Source organism: Brevundimonas naejangsanensis, from assembly GCF_003627995.1.
In the GTDB taxonomy this organism is placed as follows: domain Bacteria; phylum Pseudomonadota; class Alphaproteobacteria; order Caulobacterales; family Caulobacteraceae; genus Brevundimonas; species Brevundimonas naejangsanensis_B.
Map to the genome: position 1 here is coordinate 2,389,817 of NZ_CP032707.1, position 16,597 is coordinate 2,406,413.

Sequence of the window (16,597 nt, forward strand, 5' to 3'; positions counted from 1 at the left end):
GCGTCCGGCTCCAGCAGTTTCAAGCCTCGGCCTTAAGCCACCTCAGCCACTTGCGTTCCATGGCGGCGTTCAGATCGACGCCGGCGCGATCACAGTAGATCAGCAGCATGCCCAGAACGTCGGCCGCCTCGTCGGCCAGGGCCTGGGCGTCGGCGGCGCCGCGGGCGCGGGCGGTCAGGCGCAGGTGCTCGGCGGTCAGTTCGCCCAACTCCTCCTGCAGCTTCAGCAGGGCCCAGTCGCGGTCGCGGTCGATGGCGTGCTCGCGCGCATAGATGTCGGAGATGCGGAGGACGTCCGCCTGGAGGTCGGAAAGTTTCATTCTGGATCGAGCCGGGTCAGACCGCGACGGCGGCCTTGATGTGCGGCCAGGACTGGTAGTCGTTCAGCACGAAGTCCGACAGGTCGAAGCCGAACAGATCGTCCTTGTCCGCCACGCTCAGGGTCGGCAGGGGCAGGGGCGCGCGGCTCAGCTGCAGTTCGGCCTGCTCCAGATGGTTCAGATACAGGTGAGCGTCGCCGAAGGTGTGGACGAAGTCGCCGGGCTCCAGCCCCACCACCTTGGCCAGCATGTGCGTCAGCAACGCATAGGAGGCGATGTTGAAGGGCACGCCCAGGAAGACGTCGGCCGAGCGTTGATACAGCTGGCAGCTCAGCTTTCCATCCGCGACGAAGAACTGGAACAGACAATGACAGGGCGGCAGGGCCATGTCGTCCACGTCGGCCGGGTTCCAAGCGCTGACGATGTGGCGGCGGCTGTTGGGGTTGGTCTTCAGGCCGTGAACCAGCTTGCTGATCTGGTCGATGCTCTGGCCATTCGGGGCGGCCCAGGAGCGCCACTGCTTGCCATAGACGGGGCCAAGGTCGCCGTTCGCATCGGCCCATTCGTCCCAGATGCTGACGCCGTTGTCCTTCAGCCAGGCGATGTTGGTCTCGCCGCGCAGGAACCACAGCAGTTCGATGAAGATCGACCGCGTGTGCAGCTTCTTCGTCGTCAGCAGGGGGAAGCCCTTGGACAGGTCGAAGCGCATCTGGCGGCCGAAGACGCCCAGCGTGCCGGTGCCGGTGCGGTCGTCGCGCCGCACGCCGTTGTCGAGGATGTCCCGCAGCAGGTTGAGATACTGCCACTCGGGATGGTCGGCCGGCGCGGCCGCCGTGCGGGCTTCAAGATCGGCGAGGGCGGGGGCGGCGTTCATGGGAAACGAGGATGCCGCTGATTCGCAGGCAGGCGCAGGCGCACCATTCGCTTGCTCACAGGAAAGTCGTGTCCCTGATCCCCGCTCATCCCGGCGGACGCCAGGATGAGCGGGGGTGAGGGGGCAAAAGAAAAACGCCCGCCGAACGTCTCGGCAGGCGTTAGTCCTAGCAACGTGAAACTGCGATCAGCGACCCGCTGCGAGGCGCTCGTTCTGGACCCAGCCCAGGTTGTCGTTGTCGTCCATGACCTCCCACCAGACGCCCTCGCGGTTGCCGGTCGGGTAGAGGCGCAGGCCCACGGGCAGGGCGCGCACGACCGAGCCGCCGTTCGGGGCCGAGCGCAGGGTCGACGCCTGCTGGACGGTGTAGGTCTGGACCGGGGCTTCATGAGCCGCCGAACTGCCTTCCAGCCCGCCCATCTGGGTCACCATGTCGGTGTAGGCCTGGATGAAGGACTGGGCCACGATGCGGCCGATCTCGGTGTTCTCATAGCTGCCGCCGCCCAGCGCGCCCGCGCCGAAGCCGCCGGCGCCCAGGCCCCAGCTCAGATCGCTCTTGGCGGCGTAGCCTTCGGTCACGGCCGCGGTTTCCGAGGTGCGGACGTTGGTCAGCGACAGGACGGTGTTGGCTTCCATCCGGCGCGTGCGCAGTCCGCCGACGATGGCGCCCGCGCGGCCGCCGATCGCGGCGCCGGCCAGGCCGGCCAGGGCGCTGCCGCCCGAGTTGGCGTTCTGGCTGGCGACCTCGCCGACCAAGACGTAGTCGGCCGCGCGCACCTGGCCGCCGCCGACGTTGGAGCCACGCTGCAGATCGCCGCCCGAAGCCAGTTCACGCTCGCGCTGGGCGACGCTCATACCCGTGCCGCGGTCCACCAGGGTGAAGCAGCCCGAGCGCTGGATGACCACGCGCAGCAGGCTTTGCGGCGGCGACAGCTGCAGCTCGCGCCAGTAGTCCGACTGGCCGTCGGCCAGGGTGACCGTGCCCAGGCTGCGCACGCAGCGCGGAATCTGGGCCATCTGGGCGTCCTGGGTGCGCTGGGCGCTGCTGCGGCGGGCTTGGGCTTCGGAGGCGGTCGGCAGGACCGAGGCGGCCATGAGGGCGGCCAGGGCGGGAGCCAGCATGCGGGTATTCAAGGCGAAAAACTCCTGTTGGATTCAGGCTCTGTCGTCATGTGTCGCGGCGACAGCGATGGCGTTTGGTTTTCAGTCGGCCAGGCGGTCGCGCTGCAACCAGCCGACGTTGTCAGCGGCGTCGAGCACCTCGATCCAGTCACCGTCTTCCTTGCCGGTGGGGAAGACGACGTCTTGGGCGGCCAGAGGGCGGACGACGTCGCCGCCGGGAGCGCGACGCAGAAGCGCGGCGCGGATCAGGGTCAGGCTGGACGCAGCCGGACGAGCGGCGCCGCGCCGCGTCGGCTCGTCCATCCGGGCCTGTTCCGAGCGTGCGCGGTCGGGGCGGGCGGCCTGGCGCGAGGCTTCAGCCTCTTGGGCGGCTGCCTGGGCGCGGATCGCCTCCCGGTTGGCGAGCGTGACCTCCGGAACGCTGGAGCCGGTGCCGCCCAGGCTGGTCACCAGGTCGGCGTAGCCGCGTACTAGGGCCAGGGCCAGGGTCTTGCCTTCGTCCTCGCTCTCATAGCCGGCGCCGACGCGGCCGCCGAAATGGTTGTCGCGGATACGCAGGCGACGCCAGTCGTCCTTGTTGGCGACGGCGCGAGTATAGCCCACCGTCTCGGCCAGGGGCACGCTGGACAGGGAGAAGACGACCTGGGCGTCTTCCTTGCCCTTGGCGATGTCCTTCTTCAGCGTCTTGATGGAATCGACGGTGCGATTGCTCAGCGCCGCATTCAGCTGATTGCCGGCGGCGTTGGCGCCCATGTTGAGCATCTGGGCCATGCCGGCGCCCATCTCGGCGCCTTCGCCCTGCGTGATGGCGGCGACGCCGGCTTGAAGCAGCAGGCGCCCGCCGTTGGCGGCCAGGCTTCCGAGCAGGCCCCCGCGGCTGTCGCTGCTGTCGGCGTCAATCGGATTGGCCAGTTCGGCGACCAGAACGAAATCTGCTGTGCGGATGCGCCCGGCGCCGCCCAGGCCGCGTTCGCGCTCCACCACATCCATGCCGGGACCGCGCTCGATCAGGGTGAAGCAGCCGGATTCGCGAACCAGATAGCGCAGCAGTTCCGACGGCGAGCCAAGGCCCAATTGGTTGAACAGGGCGGCCTGGGTGTCGGCGATCGTCACCGTGCCCAGGTTCTGCGTGCAGCGCGGCGTTTCGTTGATCACGCGCGCGGCTGCATTGTTGTCGCGGTTGTCGCGACGGCCGAAGAGCTGGGCTTCCGCAGGGGAGGTGCACGCCAAGGTTAGTGCGATTGCGGCGCTCAGACCACGGACAAGGTTGGGCATAATTTCAAGTGATCGCTGTTTATGATTCAGCGCTGAAATAGCCGCATTATGCCATGGCGGCAACGGCCAAGCTTGCCTGGCATCAGCCTGAAAATCCTCCGGCTTTAAGGAAGTCCGCCTCCTCTGGAGTGGTCTCGCGCCCCAGGCAGGGGTTGCGATGCGGGAAGCGGCCGAAGCGGGCGATGATGTCCCGGTGGATGAGGGCGAACTTGTAGGTGTCGGGCTCGGCGGCCTCGTCCAGCAGGGTCAGCAGAAGTTCCTGGTCCGTGAGGGATTCGGAATGCATCAGCGGCATTAGGACGAAGGGGCGCAGTTGCGGCGCGACCTTGCGGTCGTCGCCGCGCTGAATCGCCTCCTTAGCGAACATAAGGGCCAGGGGGTCGGTCGCGAACATGTGGCCCGTGTCGCGGAAGGCGTTTCGCGGCAGTTGGTCCAGCAGGATGATCAAAGCCAGAGCGCCCTGCGGCGTTTGCGCCCAATGATCCAGTTCCCGCCGCGCGGCGGCGTAGTGGGTGTCGCAGCAGCGATCAGTGAAGGCGCGGTCGAAGGCAGCGTCCTTGGCGAACCACTTGTCGGGGCCGGCGTCGGTCCAGAAGGTCAGAATTTCGGAGGGGGGGAGCAGTTGCGTCATGTCGCCAGCCTAGCAGCGACGCGCGAAAAGGCACGGCCGGGGCCGTGTCGCTTTAGTTCTGACAATGCAGGGAAGGAAAGATGGTCGGAGTGGCAGGATTCGAACCTGCGACCCCCGCGTCCCGAACGCGGTGCTCTACCAGACTGAGCCACACTCCGACTTTCGCAATCAGGCGATCCGTGGGCCGCCGTCTGCGTCGAGGAGGGGGCTTATAGCCATGCCGACCGCCCCCCGCAAGCGGGTAATCGACCCATCTGAAAAAAGTCTCGTGTCGATGAAAATTCTTTCGTTTTCAGGTGTTGCATCCCCCGAAACCTTGGCGTATCTGACCGCCCTCGCCGCGGCACACCGTAGCGAGACGCCGGACCGCTGGGGAATGGTGTAATGGTAACACTACGGTTTTTGGTACCGTCATTCTAGGTTCGAGTCCTAGTTCCCCAGCCAGCGTCCCCTAAAGGATTGAGCGCTTCAGCGCCGCCTTATGGGTTTTTGATCCCCGTCATCGTCAATCGGCTGGTCGTTGTTTGCGACAGCGAGCGCGCGGTCGTCTTCAGTGGGCGATGCCGACCGGCGGCCCCTGAGGTTCGTGGCGCCTCTATTGAGGCGCGCCGAGGGGCGAGGCACGATGGGCCGACAATGAGAGTCGCATCCGGCGGGCGCTCTTGGCCAGGCCGCCCCCGACGTTCATTCCCATCAGTTTTGTTTTTGGAGTCAGCCATGGTGTTGAAGGATCGGGTCGCGATCGTCACCGGTGCGGGCGGGGGCCTGGGTCGCTGCCACGCACTTTATCTGGCCGGCCAGGGCGCCAAGGTCGTGGTCAACGACCTGACCCGGGCGGCGGCGCAGGCCGTGGTCGAGGAGATCGTCGCGGCGGGCGGCCAGGCCATGGCGGCGGCCGGGTCGGTGACCGACGTCGACGCGGTCCAGGCCATGGTCGAGGCGACGATGGGGGCCTGGGGCCGGATCGACGTCCTGGTGAACAACGCCGGCATCCTGCGCGACAAGAGCTTCGCCAAGATGACGATGGATGATTTCCGCCTGGTCGTGGACGTGCACCTGATGGGCGCGGCCATCTGCTCCAAGGCGGTGTGGGAGATCATGCGCGCCCAGAATTACGGCCGCATCGTCATGACCACCTCCTCGTCGGGCCTCTACGGCAATTTCGGCCAGGCCAACTACGGCGCGGCCAAGCTGGCCCAGGTCGGGCTGATGCAGACCCTGGCCATCGAGGGGGCCAAGTACGGCATCAAGGTCAACGCCCTGGCCCCGACCGCGGCCACCCAGATGACGGCGGGCATCCTGTCGGAGGACGTGCTGAAGGCGCTGGATCCGGCTCTGGTCAGCCCCGGTCTTCTGGCCCTGGTGGGCGAGGAGGCGCCGACGCGGGCCATCCTGTGCGCGGGCGCGGGCCATTTCGCGACGGCCAACATCACCCTGACCCGCGGCGTGCGCATCGGCGGAGGCGCCGACGCGGGCGAGCAGTTGGTCGCGCGCTGGGCCGAGGCTGCGGACCGCGACGGCGACATCGTGCCGGACTACGGCTTCCAGCAGGCGGCCCAGGAAATGGCCTCGGCGGGCGTGAAGGGGCCGGTGACGGGCTAAGGCGCGGCCCGACGGCCGGTGACGCGGCTGCGGGCCCGGGCGGAGCGGACATGACGGCCGGGGGGTTCTGTGCCAGAATGAGCCGATAATCCGCTCGGAAGCGCTCCATGAGCCTGTCCCTTGCCTTCCATGGCGCGGCTGAATGCGTCACCGGGTCCTGCGCGCTGGTCGAAACCGGCGAGGCGCGCTTTCTGGTCGACTGCGGATTGTTTCAGGGATCGAAGTCGCTCAAGGCGTTGAACCACGACGCCTTTCCATTCGACGTGTCGTCGATCGACGCCGTCTTCCTGACCCATGCCCATATCGATCACTCCGGCCTGCTGCCCAAGCTGGTGCGCGCCGGCTATCGCAACCCGATCTATGCGACGCGCGCCACGCGCGACCTGTGCGAGGTCATGCTGGCCGACGCCGCGGAGATTCAGGAAGGGGACGTCGCCCATCTGAACCGGCGTCAGCAGCGGCGAGGCCTGGATCAGGTGGAGCCCATCTATACGGTCGCCGATGTCGCGCCCACGCTGAGATTGTTCCGGACGGTCAAGTTCGGCGAACGGATCGAGCCCTTGCCCGGCGTGGCGGCGCGATGGTGGCCGGCGGGCCACCTTCTGGGGGCGGCGTCGATCGAAGTGGTCGTCACCCAGGCGGACGGACCCGTGCGACTGCTGTTCTCGGGCGACCTGGGGTCCGGGCGCCAGCCCCTGCTGCCGACGCCCGACGGGCCGGTGGGCGTCGATCACGTCATCCTGGAGAGCACCTACGGCGATCGCGAGCGGCAGGATCTGACGGCGGAGGCGCGGCGCGACGTCCTGGCCGAGGAGATGCGGCAGGCCAAGGCTGCGGGCGGTCCTCTGCTGATGCCGACCTTCGCCGTGGGACGGGCCCAGGACCTGATCCTGGACCTGCTGGCGGTGATGCGCGAAGCGCCTGAACTGGCGACGGACATCTTCCTGGATTCCCCGCTGGCCATAGAGGCTACGGACGTCTTTCTGCGCCGGGGCTGGAACGTCGAGGCCGACAAGAATCCCTATCTCGAACTGAGGAGTGCGCCCCGGCTCCACTATCTGATGCGGCCGCAGGAGAGCGACGGGCTGGAGCGGCTGCGCGATTGGCACATCATCCTGGCGGGCAGCGGCATGTGCGACGCGGGCCGGATTCGGAGGCATCTGAAGCGACTGCTCTGGCGTCGCGAGACGACGGTTCTGATCACGGGATTCCAGGCGGCGGGGACTCTCGGCCGGGTCCTGCTCGAGGGACGGCGATCGGTGCGGATTCAGGGGGATGACGTGCGCGTCAATGGGCGCATCCGCCAGATGGACGCCTATTCCGCCCACGCCGACGCCAACGGGCTGGTCGCCTGGCTGAAGGCGCGCGCGCCGGTGGCGGGCAAGGTGTTCCTGGTGCACGGCGAGCCCGAAGCCCGTGAAGGCCTGAAACCGAGACTGGTCGCCGCCGGATTTGACGAACGACAGCTTCTGACTCCGACGCTGGATGAGGTCTTCGCCCTGACCGCCACGGCGGCGTCCATCGTGGACGCGAGCCGTCGAATGGTTCCTGGAGCGGCGGGCAAGCCCGACTGGCGCAACAGCCGGGCCGAGTTGCTCGGGGCCTTCAATGAGGCGCTCCAGGGCGCCCCGGATGACGCGACGCGCGAGGCCCTGATCGCCCGTTTGAAGGAGGCGCTGACCCTGCCGGTCCGCGCGTAGGTCGCGATCGGCGCCGGGGCCCCCCGGCTGCGGACGGGTGTGCATGGATTGGAGGAAGTCGGATGAAACAGGTGCTCATCGTCGCCCATCCACGGGCCCGCAGCTTCACCATGGCCATGGCCGAGGCCTATGCCGCCGCTGCGCGCGAGGAGGGCGCCGAAGTGGATCTGCGCGACCTCTACCGCATGGGCTTCGATCCCTTGCTACATGCCCAGGAACTGCCGGGGCATGAAGCCTTCCATCCCAGGGCGGACGTGGTCGACGAGCGTGCGGCCATCGGCGACGCGGACCTTTTTGCCTTCTTCTACCCGCTCTGGTTCAACGCGCCGCCGGCCATGCTCAAGGGCTATGTCGAGCGCGTGTTCGGCATGGGATTCGGCTATTCCCCCTTCGGCCGCGAGGGCAACAAGCCCCTGCTGTCGGGGCGCAAGCTGGTCAGCTTCACCAGTTCCGGCGCGCCGCAGCACTGGGTCGAACGCTCGGGCGCATGGGACGCCATGCGGAAACATTTCGACGATCATTTCGCAGCCGTGACCGGGCTGGAATCCCTGGGCCATTACAATTTCGGCGGCATCGGCTCGGGCATTCGCGACGACGTGGTGGCGCGTCACGCGGAGGAGGTGGCCGCGCGGGCCCGCGTCATCACGCGCGCGCACCGCTGATCGCGGGCGCGGAGAAAACGCTCCACGCGTTGCGAAACTTGACGGCGGTCAAGTCGATCCGGGCGAAGATGGGCGAGGGTCGGCCGCAAGCCGCCCTGCGCGGCGCGAACCGACAGCGCGCTGAAGGAGCCCGCATCATGAAGGCGCTCGTTTACAAGGGACCCGGCCAGAAGACTCTGGAGGATCGGCCCAAGCCCGAAATCCAGGCCCCCGGCGACGCCGTCGTCAAAATGCTGATGACCACGATCTGCGGCACCGACCTGCACATTCTCAAGGGCGACGTTCCCACCTGCGCGCCGGGCCGCATCCTGGGCCACGAAGGCGTGGGGGTGATCGAGTCGGTCGGCCCCGCCGTCTCGACGTTCAAGGCCGGGGACCGGGTGCTGATCTCCTGCATCTCGTCGTGCGGCAAGTGCGACTACTGCCGCCGCGCCATGTATTCCCACTGCACCACGGGCGGCTGGATACTGGGCAATACGATCGACGGGACGCAGGCCGAATACGTCCGCACGCCGCACGCCGAGACCAGCCTGTATCCCATCCCGGAGGGGGTGGACGAGGAGGCCATGGTGATGCTCAGCGACATCCTGCCGACGGGGTTCGAGTGCGGCGTCCTCAACGGCAAGGTCGCGCCCGGCGCGACGGTGGCCATCGTCGGCGCGGGGCCGATCGGCCTGGCCGCCCTGCTGACGGCGCAGCTCTATTCCCCGGCCGCCGTCATCATGATCGATCTCGACGACGGCCGTCTGGAGGTCGCGCACCGCTTCGGCGCGACCCATGTCATCAACAGCGGCGATGGGCAGGCGGCTGCGACCGTGTTGACCCTGACCGGCGGGCGCGGCGTCGACACGGCTATCGAGGCCGTCGGCGTCCCCGCGACCTTCGAGCTGTGCGAGGATCTGGTCGCGCCGGGCGGGGTCATCGCCAACATCGGCGTCCACGGCAAGGCTGTTAATCTCCACCTTGAAACCCTGTGGTCCCGCAACATCGCCATCACCACCCGCCTGGTGGACACGGCCGCCACGCCGATGCTTCTCAAGACAGTGGGGTCCGGACGGATCGACCCCAGCCAGCTGATCACCCACCGCTTCACGCTGGATCAGATTCTTGACGCCTACGACACGTTCGGCCGCGCCGCCGAGACGAAGGCGTTGAAGGTGATCATCCGGGCCTGACGGCTGCCTGGGGGTCGTAGTTGAGAATCGGCGCCAGCCAGCGCTCGGCGGTTTCGACGTCCCAGCTCTTGCGGGCGGCGTAGTCCTCGACCTGGTCGCGGTCGATCTTGCCGACGCCGAAATAGTGGCTGCCCGGATGGCCGAAATAGAGGCCGCTGACCGAGGCGGGCGGCGACATGGCGAAGGATTCCGTCAGGCTCATCCCGGCGTTGGCGCCTGCGTTCAGCAGACGGAACAGCGCGGCCTTTTCCGTGTGGTCGGGCTGGGCCGGATAGCCGGGGGCGGGGCGGATGCCCTGATACTTCTCTTCGATCAGATCCTGCACCGAGGTCTGTTCGTCGGGAACGTAGCCCCACAGCTGGGTGCGAACTTCCTTGTGCAGCCGCTCGGCGAAGGCCTCGGCCAGGCGGTCGGCCAGGGCCGTGGCCATGATGGCGGAGTAGTCGTCGCCCGCCGCCTTGAACTCGGCGGCTCTTTCCAGCTCGCCGTGACCGGCGGTGACGGCGAAGGCGCCCAGATAGTCGGCGCCGTCTTCGGCGACAAAGTCGGACAGGCACAGGTTCGGCTTGCCGTTGGACTTCTTGATCTGCTGGCGCAGACCGTGGAAGCGGGCGGCTTCGGTCGTGCGGCTCTCGTCGGTCCAGACGATCACGTCGTCGCCGCGCGCATTGGCGGGCCAGAAACCGACGACGCCCTTGGCCGTGAACCATTTCTCTTCGACGATGCGCTTCAGCATGGCCTGGGCGTCGCGGAACAGGTCCTGCGCCGCCTCGCCGACGATCTCGTCCTCCAGGATCAGCGGATAGCGGCCGATCAGCTCCCAACTGGCGAAGAAGGGGGTCCAGTCGATGTGGTCGGCCAGATCCTGAAGGTCCCAGGCGTCGAATGCTTTTACACCTAGGAAGGAAGGCGCGAGGGCGGGCATCTGGCCCTCGTCGGGCCGCCAGCGGTTGTCGCGCGCCTGTTCGATGGTGGCGCGGGCCTTCACCTCTTGCCCACGGGCGTATTGCTCGCGGATGCGGATGTATTCGTCGCGAGTGGCCGCCTCGTTCTTCGCCCGGTCGGTCGGGGACAGCAGGCCAGAGACCACGCCGACGGCCCGGCTGGCGTCGATGACATAGGTGGTCGAGCCCTTGCGATAGGCCGGTTCGATCTTCACCGCTGTATGGGTGCGGCTGGTGGTTGCGCCCCCGATCAGCAGGGGGATGTCGAAGCCGCGCCGCTCCATCTCGGCGGCGACGAAGGTCATTTCGTCCAGCGACGGCGTGATCAGGCCCGACAGGCCGATGATGTCGACCTTGTGCTCGATAGCGGCATCCAGAATACGGTCGGCGGGAACCATGACGCCCAGGTCGACGACCTCATAGTTGTTACACTGCAGCACGACGCCGACGATGTTCTTGCCGATGTCGTGGACGTCGCCCTTGACCGTGGCCATCAGGATCTTGCCCGCAGCCTGACGCTCCTGACCGGCCTTTTCGGCCTCCATGAAGGGTTCGAGGTGAGCCACGGCCTGCTTCATGACGCGCGCTGACTTCACCACCTGCGGCAGGAACATCCGTCCCGAGCCGAACAGGTCGCCGACCACGTTCATGCCGTCCATCAGCGGCCCTTCGATGACGTGCAGCGGGCGCTCGGACGCCTGACGGGCCTCTTCGGTGTCCTCGACGATGTAGTCGGTGATGCCGTGGACCAGGGCGTGTTCGATCCGCTTGGCGACGGGGGCGTCGCGCCATTTCAGGTCCACGACCTTGGCCGCGCCCTTCTCGCCCTTGTAGCGGGGCGCCATGTCCACCAGCCGCTCGGTGTTGGACACGTTGGTCCGCTGCGGCCGGTTGAGGATCACGTCCTCGACCGCCTCGCGCAGTTCGGCGTCGATGTCGTCATAGACAGGCAGGTCGCCGGCGTTGACGATGCCCATGTCCAGACCAGCGTTGATCGCGTGATACAGGAAGACGCTGTGGATCGCCCGGCGCACCGGCTCGTTGCCGCGGAAGCTGAACGAGACGTTCGACACCCCGCCCGAGACGCGGGCGTGGGGCAGGGTGGCCTTGATGACCCGCGTCGCCTCGATGAAGTCGACGGCGTAGTTGTCGTGCTCCTCGATCCCCGTCGCCACGGCGAAGATATTGGGGTCGAAGATGATGTCCTCGGGCGGGAATCCGACCTCGTTGACCAAGATGTTGTAGGCGCGGGTGCAGATCTCGATCTTGCGCGCGGCGGTGTCGGCCTGGCCCACCTCGTCAAAGGCCATGACCACGACAGCGGCGCCGTAGCGCAGGCACTGGACGGCATGGTGTCGGAAGGCGTCTTCGCCCTCCTTCATGCTGATCGAGTTGACGATCGGCTTGCCCTGCACGCACTTCAGGCCCGCCTCGATCACCTCCCATTTGGAAGAGTCGATCATGATCGGCACTCGCGCGATGTCGGGCTCGGCCGCGATCAGGTTCAGGAAGGTGCGCATGGCGGCGGGACCGTCCAGCAGGCCCTCGTCCATGTTGACGTCGATGATCTGGGCGCCCGCCTCGACCTGTTGGCGCGCGACCGACAGGGCGGCGGGATAGTCGCCCGCGATGATCAGTTTCTTGAACTTGGCCGAGCCGGTGACGTTGGTCCGCTCGCCGACGTTGATGAAGACAGGACGCATCAGCACGCACCAAAGGCAGTCCTTCTCCCCTTGGGGAAGAAGGTGTCATGCAAAGCATGACGGATGAGGGGTAGGGTTCCGCAGGCTGAACGGCTGAGGGTGAGCGCGTTGTGGGCAGCCCCCTCATCCGACCGCTTCGCGGCCACCTTCTCCCCCGAGGGGAGAAGGAAAGAGCAGCACGTGATCACGACACGAGCTCAAACGGTTCCAGGCCCGCCAGGCGCAGGGCGACCGGGCGCTCCGGCACAACGCGCGGGGTCACGCCTGCGACCTCGTCGGCGACGTGGCGGATGTGGTCGGGGGTGGTGCCGCAGCAGCCGCCGACGATGTTGACCAGACCCGACTGCGCCCACTCCTCCAGGAAGTGGGCCGTTTCGTGCGGCTGCTCGTCATACTGGCCCATGGCGTTGGGCAGCCCCGCGTTGGGATAGGCGCTGACCAGGGTGTCGGCGACGCGGCTCAGCTCGGCGATGTGCGGCCGCATCAGCTCGGCTCCCAGGGCGCAGTTGAAGCCGACGGCGAAGGGTCTGGCGTGACGCACCGAGTTCCAGAAGGCCTCGGCCGTCTGGCCGCTGAGCGTGCGGCCCGAGCGGTCGGTGATGGTGCCCGAGATCCACAGGGGCAGGGGCTCCAGCCCTTCGTCCTCCAGATCCTTGATCGCCTTGATCGCGGCCTTGCAGTTCAGGGTGTCGAACACCGTCTCGATCAGGAACAGGTCGACGCCGCCGTGGTGCAGGGCGCGGGCCTGCTGCTTGTAGGCCTCATAGACCTCGTCATAGGTGACGGCGCGATAGCCGGGGTCGTTGACGTCGGGGCTCAGCGACAGGGTGCGGTTGGTGGGGCCTATGGCGCCGGCGACGAAGCGGGGCTTGTGCGGCTCTTTCTGCGTCCAGCGGTCGGCGACCTCGCGCGCGATGCGGGCGCCTTCATAGTTCAGGTCATAGACCGCGTCTTCCAGCCCGTAGTCGGCCTGGGCGATGGTGGTCGAGGAGAAGGTGTTGGTCTCCGAAATATCGGCGCCGGCGGCGTAATAGACGTCGTGCAGGTCGGCGATGATGTCCGGCCGCGTCAGGATCAACAGGTCGTTGTTGCCCTTTTGCGGGTGGCCGTGGTCACGGAAGCGCTCGCCGCGGAAGTCTTCTTCGGTCAGGTCGCGGCGCTGGATCATCACGCCCCAGCTGCCGTCCAGCACCAGAATGCGCTCCTTGACCACCGCGTGCAGGGCGGCGATCCGGTCGGGGCGGGTCAGGGGAGACGTCATCTACGCAACAGCCTTGGTTTCGCGCACGCCTAGGACCCGGCAGATCGCATAGACCAGCTCGGCCCGGTTCAGGGTGTAGAAGTGGAAGTCTGAGAAGCCCTCTTCCTGCAGGCGGGCGCAGGTCTCGGCGGCGATGGAGGCGGCCAGCAGCTTGCGGGTCTCCGGGTCGTCGTCCAGGCCGTCGAAATGGGCCGCCAGCCAGTCGGGCAGGGCGGCGCCGCAGGCCGCCGTCATCCGCTTCAGCCCCGCGAAGTTGGTCACCGGCATGACGCCGGGGATCAGGGGAATGGTCACGCCCGCCGCCCGCACCCGGTCGCGGAAGCGCAGGAAGGCCTCGATGTCGAAGAAGAACTGGGTGACGGCGCGCGTCGCGCCTGCATCCACCTTGGCCTTCAGCACCTCGATGTCGTGGTCGATGGAGGGGCTTTCCGGATGTTTTTCCGGATAGGCGCCGACCGTGACCTCGAACCCGCCGATGCGGCTGAGAGCGGCGGTCAGTTCGGTGGCGTTGGCGTAGCCGTCGGCGCGAGGCGTATAGGCGCCGCCGATGCCCGCCGAACCGGGCGGGTCGCCGCGCAGGGCGACGATGTGATCGACGCCGATGGCCTTGTAGCCCTCGATGACCTCATCGACCTCGTCCCTGCTGGCCTCGACGCAGGTGAGGTGGGCGGCGGGACGCAGGGTCGTCTCGCTGATGATGCGCTGGACGGTGCGGTGGGTCCGCTCGCGCGTCGAGCCGCCCGCGCCGTAGGTGACCGAGACGAAGGCGGGGTTCAACGGCTCCAGCCGCCGGATCGCTTTCCACAGATTGGCCTCGGCCTCGTCTGACTTGGGCGGGAAGAACTCGAAGGAGACGTTGACGGCGTTGCGGTTCGATCCGGCGCGCGCCACCGGCCCCAGCGGCGACAGCAGGAGGGCGCGGGCTTCGGCGAGAGAGGAGGGGGCCATCACGCGGTCTTTCGGGCGGACTGGGCGGCGCGCTCGCCGGTCCAGATGTGAACGGTCAGGCCCTCGGTGTCGGGCGGCAGGGCGATGGGGGCGGAGGGCGTCAGGCCCGCCTCCGTCAGCCATTCGCCGATTTCGGTGTCGGCGAAGCCCAGGCGGCGGTGCTGATGCGCCTCGCGCAGGTGCTCGAAATTATGGGGCGCGAAGTCGACGATCAGCAGCTTGCCGCCCGGCATGACCAGGCGCGCGGCCTCGGCCACGGCGGCGGCGGGATCGGCCAGGTAGTGCAGCACCTGGTGAACGATCACCAGGTCGGCGCTCTCGTGCGGCAGGCGGGTCGAGAAGATGTCGCCGTGGCGCAGCTCGACCTTGTCCAGCCCGGCCTTGGAGACGTTGGCGCGGGCGATGTTCAGCATGTTCTGCGACAGGTCGAGGCCGACCGACATCTTCGCCTTCTTGCCGAACAGGGTCAGCATCCGGCCCGAGCCGGTGCCCAGGTCGACCACGCGCTCAAACGGGCCGGACCCGGCCGCGCGTTCCACCGCCGCCTCGACCGCGCTTTCGCAGACATAGAGGCTGCGCATCTGGTCCCACTGGGGCGCGATCTGCTCGAAATAGCGGGCGGCGTCGATGGCGCGCTCCTTGCGCACCTCGTCCAGGCGGCGATGGTCGGCCTCGCCCTCGCCGTCGTCCAGTAGGTCCAGCACGGTGTCGATCAGCCGCCGCGCCAGGGCGTCGTGCGACAGGCGGTAGAAGACGCGCGCGCCGTCGGGAAATCGCTCGATCAGGCCCGCGTCCGCCATCAGCTTCAGATGGCGCGAGACACGCGGCTGGCTCTGGTCCAGAACCCGCGACAACTCCATCACCGACAGCTCCTCCGCAGCCAGCAGGGACAGGACGCGCAGGCGGGTCGGTTCGCCGGCGGCGCGCAGGGCCTCAACGGTTTGGTCAGCGGTCAGTGTCATGGGCGTATAAAGATATCCTTATACGATTATGCAAGCAAAATCTGGCTGTGTGGGGGGCTCATTGGCCGAACCGCGGGCATGGATCGGTCTTCAAACGCCAAAAAGGCCGTCAGGAAGATCGAATTCCCTCTCCCGGCGGGAGAGGGCTTGAGCGCGCGCGAGGGCTAGCGATCGTTCTTGCGCGAAAGGGTGAGGGGTAACCGTGTCAGTCGGCGTCAGCCGCAGCGCGACGGCTTTCAGCCGCCTTTGGCCGCGAACCCTCACCCTTTCGCCTTGGCCAATCGCCTTCGGCTCTTGGAGGCTCAAGCCCTCTCCCATCGGGAGAGGGACGGCCCTACTCCTCGACCGGCGTCTTCAGCGCCTCGCCGGCAAAATGGGCCGACAGATTCTGCAGCAGCAGCATCAGCATTCCCTGCACCGCCTCGGTGGTGGCCCCGCCTGTGTGGGGCGTCAGGACGGTGTTCGGCACGCCCGCCCAGCGCGCGGCCTCGGTCGGCTCCTGGGCGAAGACGTCCAGCGCCGCGCCGCCCAGGCGGCCGTCGCGAAGCGCCGCGATCAGGGCGTCCTCGTCCACCAGCTGCCCGCACGCGACGTTGACCAGAAGGCCCGACGGCCCCAGGGCCTCGATCACCTCGGCCGAGATCAGGCCCCGGTTGCTCTCGTTCGCCCGGCAGGCGACGACCAGGATGTCGGACCCGCGCGCCAGGTCGATCAGGCTGTCGGCGCGGGGCCAAGCGGCGTCCTTGTCGCGCGGTCCCCACCAGCGGACGTCCATGCGCATGACCTCGGCGCGCCGCGCCACGGCTTCGCCGATGTGGCCCAGGCCGACGATGCCCAGGCGCTGGCCGCCGAGCGAGGTGGTGATGCTGCGCGTGGACAGGCTCCATTCGCCCGCGCGGATCGTGCGATCCCCCTCGGCGATCTGGCGGCGCGCGGCCAGGATCAGACCGATGGCGTGGTCGGCCACGTCCTCATGGTTCACGCCGGGCGCGTGGGTGACGGGCAGGCCGCGCGCGCGGCACCACTCCACGTCGATGCCGTCGTACCCGGCAGTGAAGCAGGCAATCAGCGACAGGTTCGGCAGGCGCTCGATCAGGGCCTTGTCCAGCTCGAACTCGCCGGCGACGACCAGGGCGCGGATATCCTGCGCCGCCTCGATCGGCGGCCCTTCCCAGAAGCGATAGACGTCGTAGGCGCCTTCCAGGAAGGCGCTCAGCGGGGCCAGATGCCGCTGCATGATCAGGACGGCGGGACGCTGGGTCATGGGCGCAGACTATCCCGCTTTCGCCGGAGCGCCAGTCTTCTCCTTTTCACCGCTCATCCCGGCGGACGCCGAGATCCAGTGCTTTGGCGACAGGAGCGACGTTCGATCTCCTGGTGACTTGGGCTCTTACTGGATCCCGGCGTCCGCCGGGAGGA

The 16,597-nt window shown here is 67.7% G+C and carries 15 protein-coding genes and 2 tRNA genes; 6 read left to right on the plus strand and 11 right to left on the minus strand.

The features are described 5' to 3' along the window. Positions 1–19: 19 nt before the first annotated feature. The 6 genes from D8I30_RS11280 to D8I30_RS11305 form a co-directional block, all read right to left on the minus strand. Positions 20–319, minus strand: coding sequence for a phosphoribosyl-ATP pyrophosphohydrolase (locus D8I30_RS11280; protein WP_121482834.1), 300 nt, complete (start codon positions 317–319; stop codon positions 20–22). Positions 320–335: 16 nt separating this feature from the next. Next, entirely contained in the window at positions 336–1,193 is an 858-nt protein-coding gene (locus D8I30_RS11285; RefSeq protein WP_121482835.1) for a thymidylate synthase, read from the minus strand. A 186-nt stretch (positions 1,194–1,379) separates the two neighbouring features. Then, positions 1,380–2,327 carry a CsgG/HfaB family protein gene (locus tag D8I30_RS11290; RefSeq protein ID WP_205570704.1) on the minus strand — a complete coding sequence of 316 codons (948 nt, stop codon included), beginning with the start codon at positions 2,325–2,327 and terminating at the stop codon, positions 1,380–1,382. A gap of 69 nt (positions 2,328–2,396) precedes the next feature. Continuing rightward, complete coding sequence (locus tag D8I30_RS11295; protein WP_240387226.1) at positions 2,397–3,545, minus strand: hypothetical protein; 1,149 nt, start codon at positions 3,543–3,545, stop codon at positions 2,397–2,399. A 127-nt stretch (positions 3,546–3,672) separates the two neighbouring features. After that, entirely contained in the window at positions 3,673–4,221 is a 549-nt protein-coding gene (locus D8I30_RS11300) for a DUF924 family protein (protein WP_121482838.1), read from the minus strand. 81 nt (positions 4,222–4,302) lie between these two features. Further along, positions 4,303–4,379, minus strand: a tRNA-Pro gene (locus tag D8I30_RS11305). Between the two features lie 59 nt (positions 4,380–4,438). Here D8I30_RS11305 and D8I30_RS14485 point away from each other — a divergent pair. From D8I30_RS14485 to D8I30_RS11330, 6 genes are all read left to right on the plus strand, one after another. Then, positions 4,439–4,606, plus strand: coding sequence for a hypothetical protein (locus tag D8I30_RS14485; protein WP_162938889.1), 168 nt, complete (start codon positions 4,439–4,441; stop codon positions 4,604–4,606). Continuing rightward, a tRNA-Gln gene (locus tag D8I30_RS11310) sits at positions 4,592–4,665 on the plus strand. Before D8I30_RS14485 ends, D8I30_RS11310 begins: the two co-directional genes overlap by 15 nt. A gap of 273 nt (positions 4,666–4,938) precedes the next feature. Then, positions 4,939–5,823, plus strand: coding sequence for an SDR family NAD(P)-dependent oxidoreductase (locus D8I30_RS11315; RefSeq protein ID WP_121482839.1), 885 nt, complete (start codon positions 4,939–4,941; stop codon positions 5,821–5,823). 107 nt (positions 5,824–5,930) lie between these two features. Further along, a complete protein-coding gene (locus D8I30_RS11320) occupies positions 5,931–7,523 on the plus strand; it encodes an MBL fold metallo-hydrolase RNA specificity domain-containing protein (protein WP_121482840.1) in 1,593 nt (530 codons plus the stop codon). Positions 7,524–7,585: 62 nt separating this feature from the next. After that, positions 7,586–8,185: an NAD(P)H-dependent oxidoreductase gene (locus D8I30_RS11325; RefSeq protein WP_121482841.1), complete on the plus strand. Its 600-nt coding sequence runs from the start codon at positions 7,586–7,588 to the stop codon at positions 8,183–8,185. A gap of 137 nt (positions 8,186–8,322) precedes the next feature. Then, a complete protein-coding gene (locus D8I30_RS11330) occupies positions 8,323–9,360 on the plus strand; it encodes a zinc-dependent alcohol dehydrogenase family protein (protein WP_121483506.1) in 1,038 nt (345 codons plus the stop codon). On the opposite strand, the gene metH is transcribed toward D8I30_RS11330, so the two are convergent. The 5 genes from metH to D8I30_RS11355 form a co-directional block, all read right to left on the minus strand. Continuing rightward, positions 9,347–12,007, minus strand: a complete 2,661-nt coding sequence (gene metH, locus D8I30_RS11335; protein WP_121483507.1) for a methionine synthase — start codon at positions 12,005–12,007, stop codon at positions 9,347–9,349. The genes D8I30_RS11330 and metH overlap by 14 nt on opposite strands. A 184-nt stretch (positions 12,008–12,191) precedes the next feature. After that, positions 12,192–13,268: a homocysteine S-methyltransferase family protein gene (locus D8I30_RS11340; RefSeq protein ID WP_121482842.1), complete on the minus strand. Its 1,077-nt coding sequence runs from the start codon at positions 13,266–13,268 to the stop codon at positions 12,192–12,194. After that, complete coding sequence (gene metF, locus D8I30_RS11345) at positions 13,269–14,216, minus strand: methylenetetrahydrofolate reductase [NAD(P)H] (protein ID WP_121482843.1); 948 nt, start codon at positions 14,214–14,216, stop codon at positions 13,269–13,271. Next, the gene (locus D8I30_RS11350; RefSeq protein ID WP_121482844.1) at positions 14,216–15,178 is read right to left on the minus strand and encodes an ArsR/SmtB family transcription factor; all 963 of its coding nucleotides are present in this window, start codon (positions 15,176–15,178) and stop codon (positions 14,216–14,218) included. The genes metF and D8I30_RS11350 overlap by 1 nt, the downstream gene beginning before the upstream one ends. A gap of 334 nt (positions 15,179–15,512) precedes the next feature. Then, positions 15,513–16,442 carry a 2-hydroxyacid dehydrogenase gene (locus D8I30_RS11355; protein WP_121482845.1) on the minus strand — a complete coding sequence of 310 codons (930 nt, stop codon included), beginning with the start codon at positions 16,440–16,442 and terminating at the stop codon, positions 15,513–15,515. Between the last annotated feature and the right edge of the window lie 155 nt (positions 16,443–16,597).

What these genes read in the sequence shown, in the direction of transcription:
- D8I30_RS11280 (WP_121482834.1), bottom strand. Translation starts at nt 319, where the DNA reads ATGAAACTTTCCGACCTCCAGGCGGACGTCCTCCGCATCTCCGACATC.
- D8I30_RS11285 (WP_121482835.1), bottom strand. Translation starts at nt 1,193, where the DNA reads ATGAACGCCGCCCCCGCCCTCGCCGATCTTGAAGCCCGCACGGCGGCC.
- D8I30_RS11300 (WP_121482838.1), bottom strand. Translation starts at nt 4,221, where the DNA reads ATGACGCAACTGCTCCCCCCCTCCGAAATTCTGACCTTCTGGACCGAC.
- D8I30_RS14485 (WP_162938889.1), top strand. Translation starts at nt 4,439, where the DNA reads ATGCCGACCGCCCCCCGCAAGCGGGTAATCGACCCATCTGAAAAAAGT.
- D8I30_RS11315 (WP_121482839.1), top strand. Translation starts at nt 4,939, where the DNA reads ATGGTGTTGAAGGATCGGGTCGCGATCGTCACCGGTGCGGGCGGGGGC.
- D8I30_RS11320 (WP_121482840.1), top strand. Translation starts at nt 5,931, where the DNA reads ATGAGCCTGTCCCTTGCCTTCCATGGCGCGGCTGAATGCGTCACCGGG.
- D8I30_RS11325 (WP_121482841.1), top strand. Translation starts at nt 7,586, where the DNA reads ATGAAACAGGTGCTCATCGTCGCCCATCCACGGGCCCGCAGCTTCACC.
- D8I30_RS11330 (WP_121483506.1), top strand. Translation starts at nt 8,323, where the DNA reads ATGAAGGCGCTCGTTTACAAGGGACCCGGCCAGAAGACTCTGGAGGAT.
- metH (WP_121483507.1), bottom strand. Translation starts at nt 12,007, where the DNA reads ATGCGTCCTGTCTTCATCAACGTCGGCGAGCGGACCAACGTCACCGGC.
- D8I30_RS11340 (WP_121482842.1), bottom strand. Translation starts at nt 13,268, where the DNA reads ATGACGTCTCCCCTGACCCGCCCCGACCGGATCGCCGCCCTGCACGCG.
- metF (WP_121482843.1), bottom strand. Translation starts at nt 14,216, where the DNA reads ATGGCCCCCTCCTCTCTCGCCGAAGCCCGCGCCCTCCTGCTGTCGCCG.
- D8I30_RS11350 (WP_121482844.1), bottom strand. Translation starts at nt 15,178, where the DNA reads ATGACACTGACCGCTGACCAAACCGTTGAGGCCCTGCGCGCCGCCGGC.
- D8I30_RS11355 (WP_121482845.1), bottom strand. Translation starts at nt 16,442, where the DNA reads ATGACCCAGCGTCCCGCCGTCCTGATCATGCAGCGGCATCTGGCCCCG.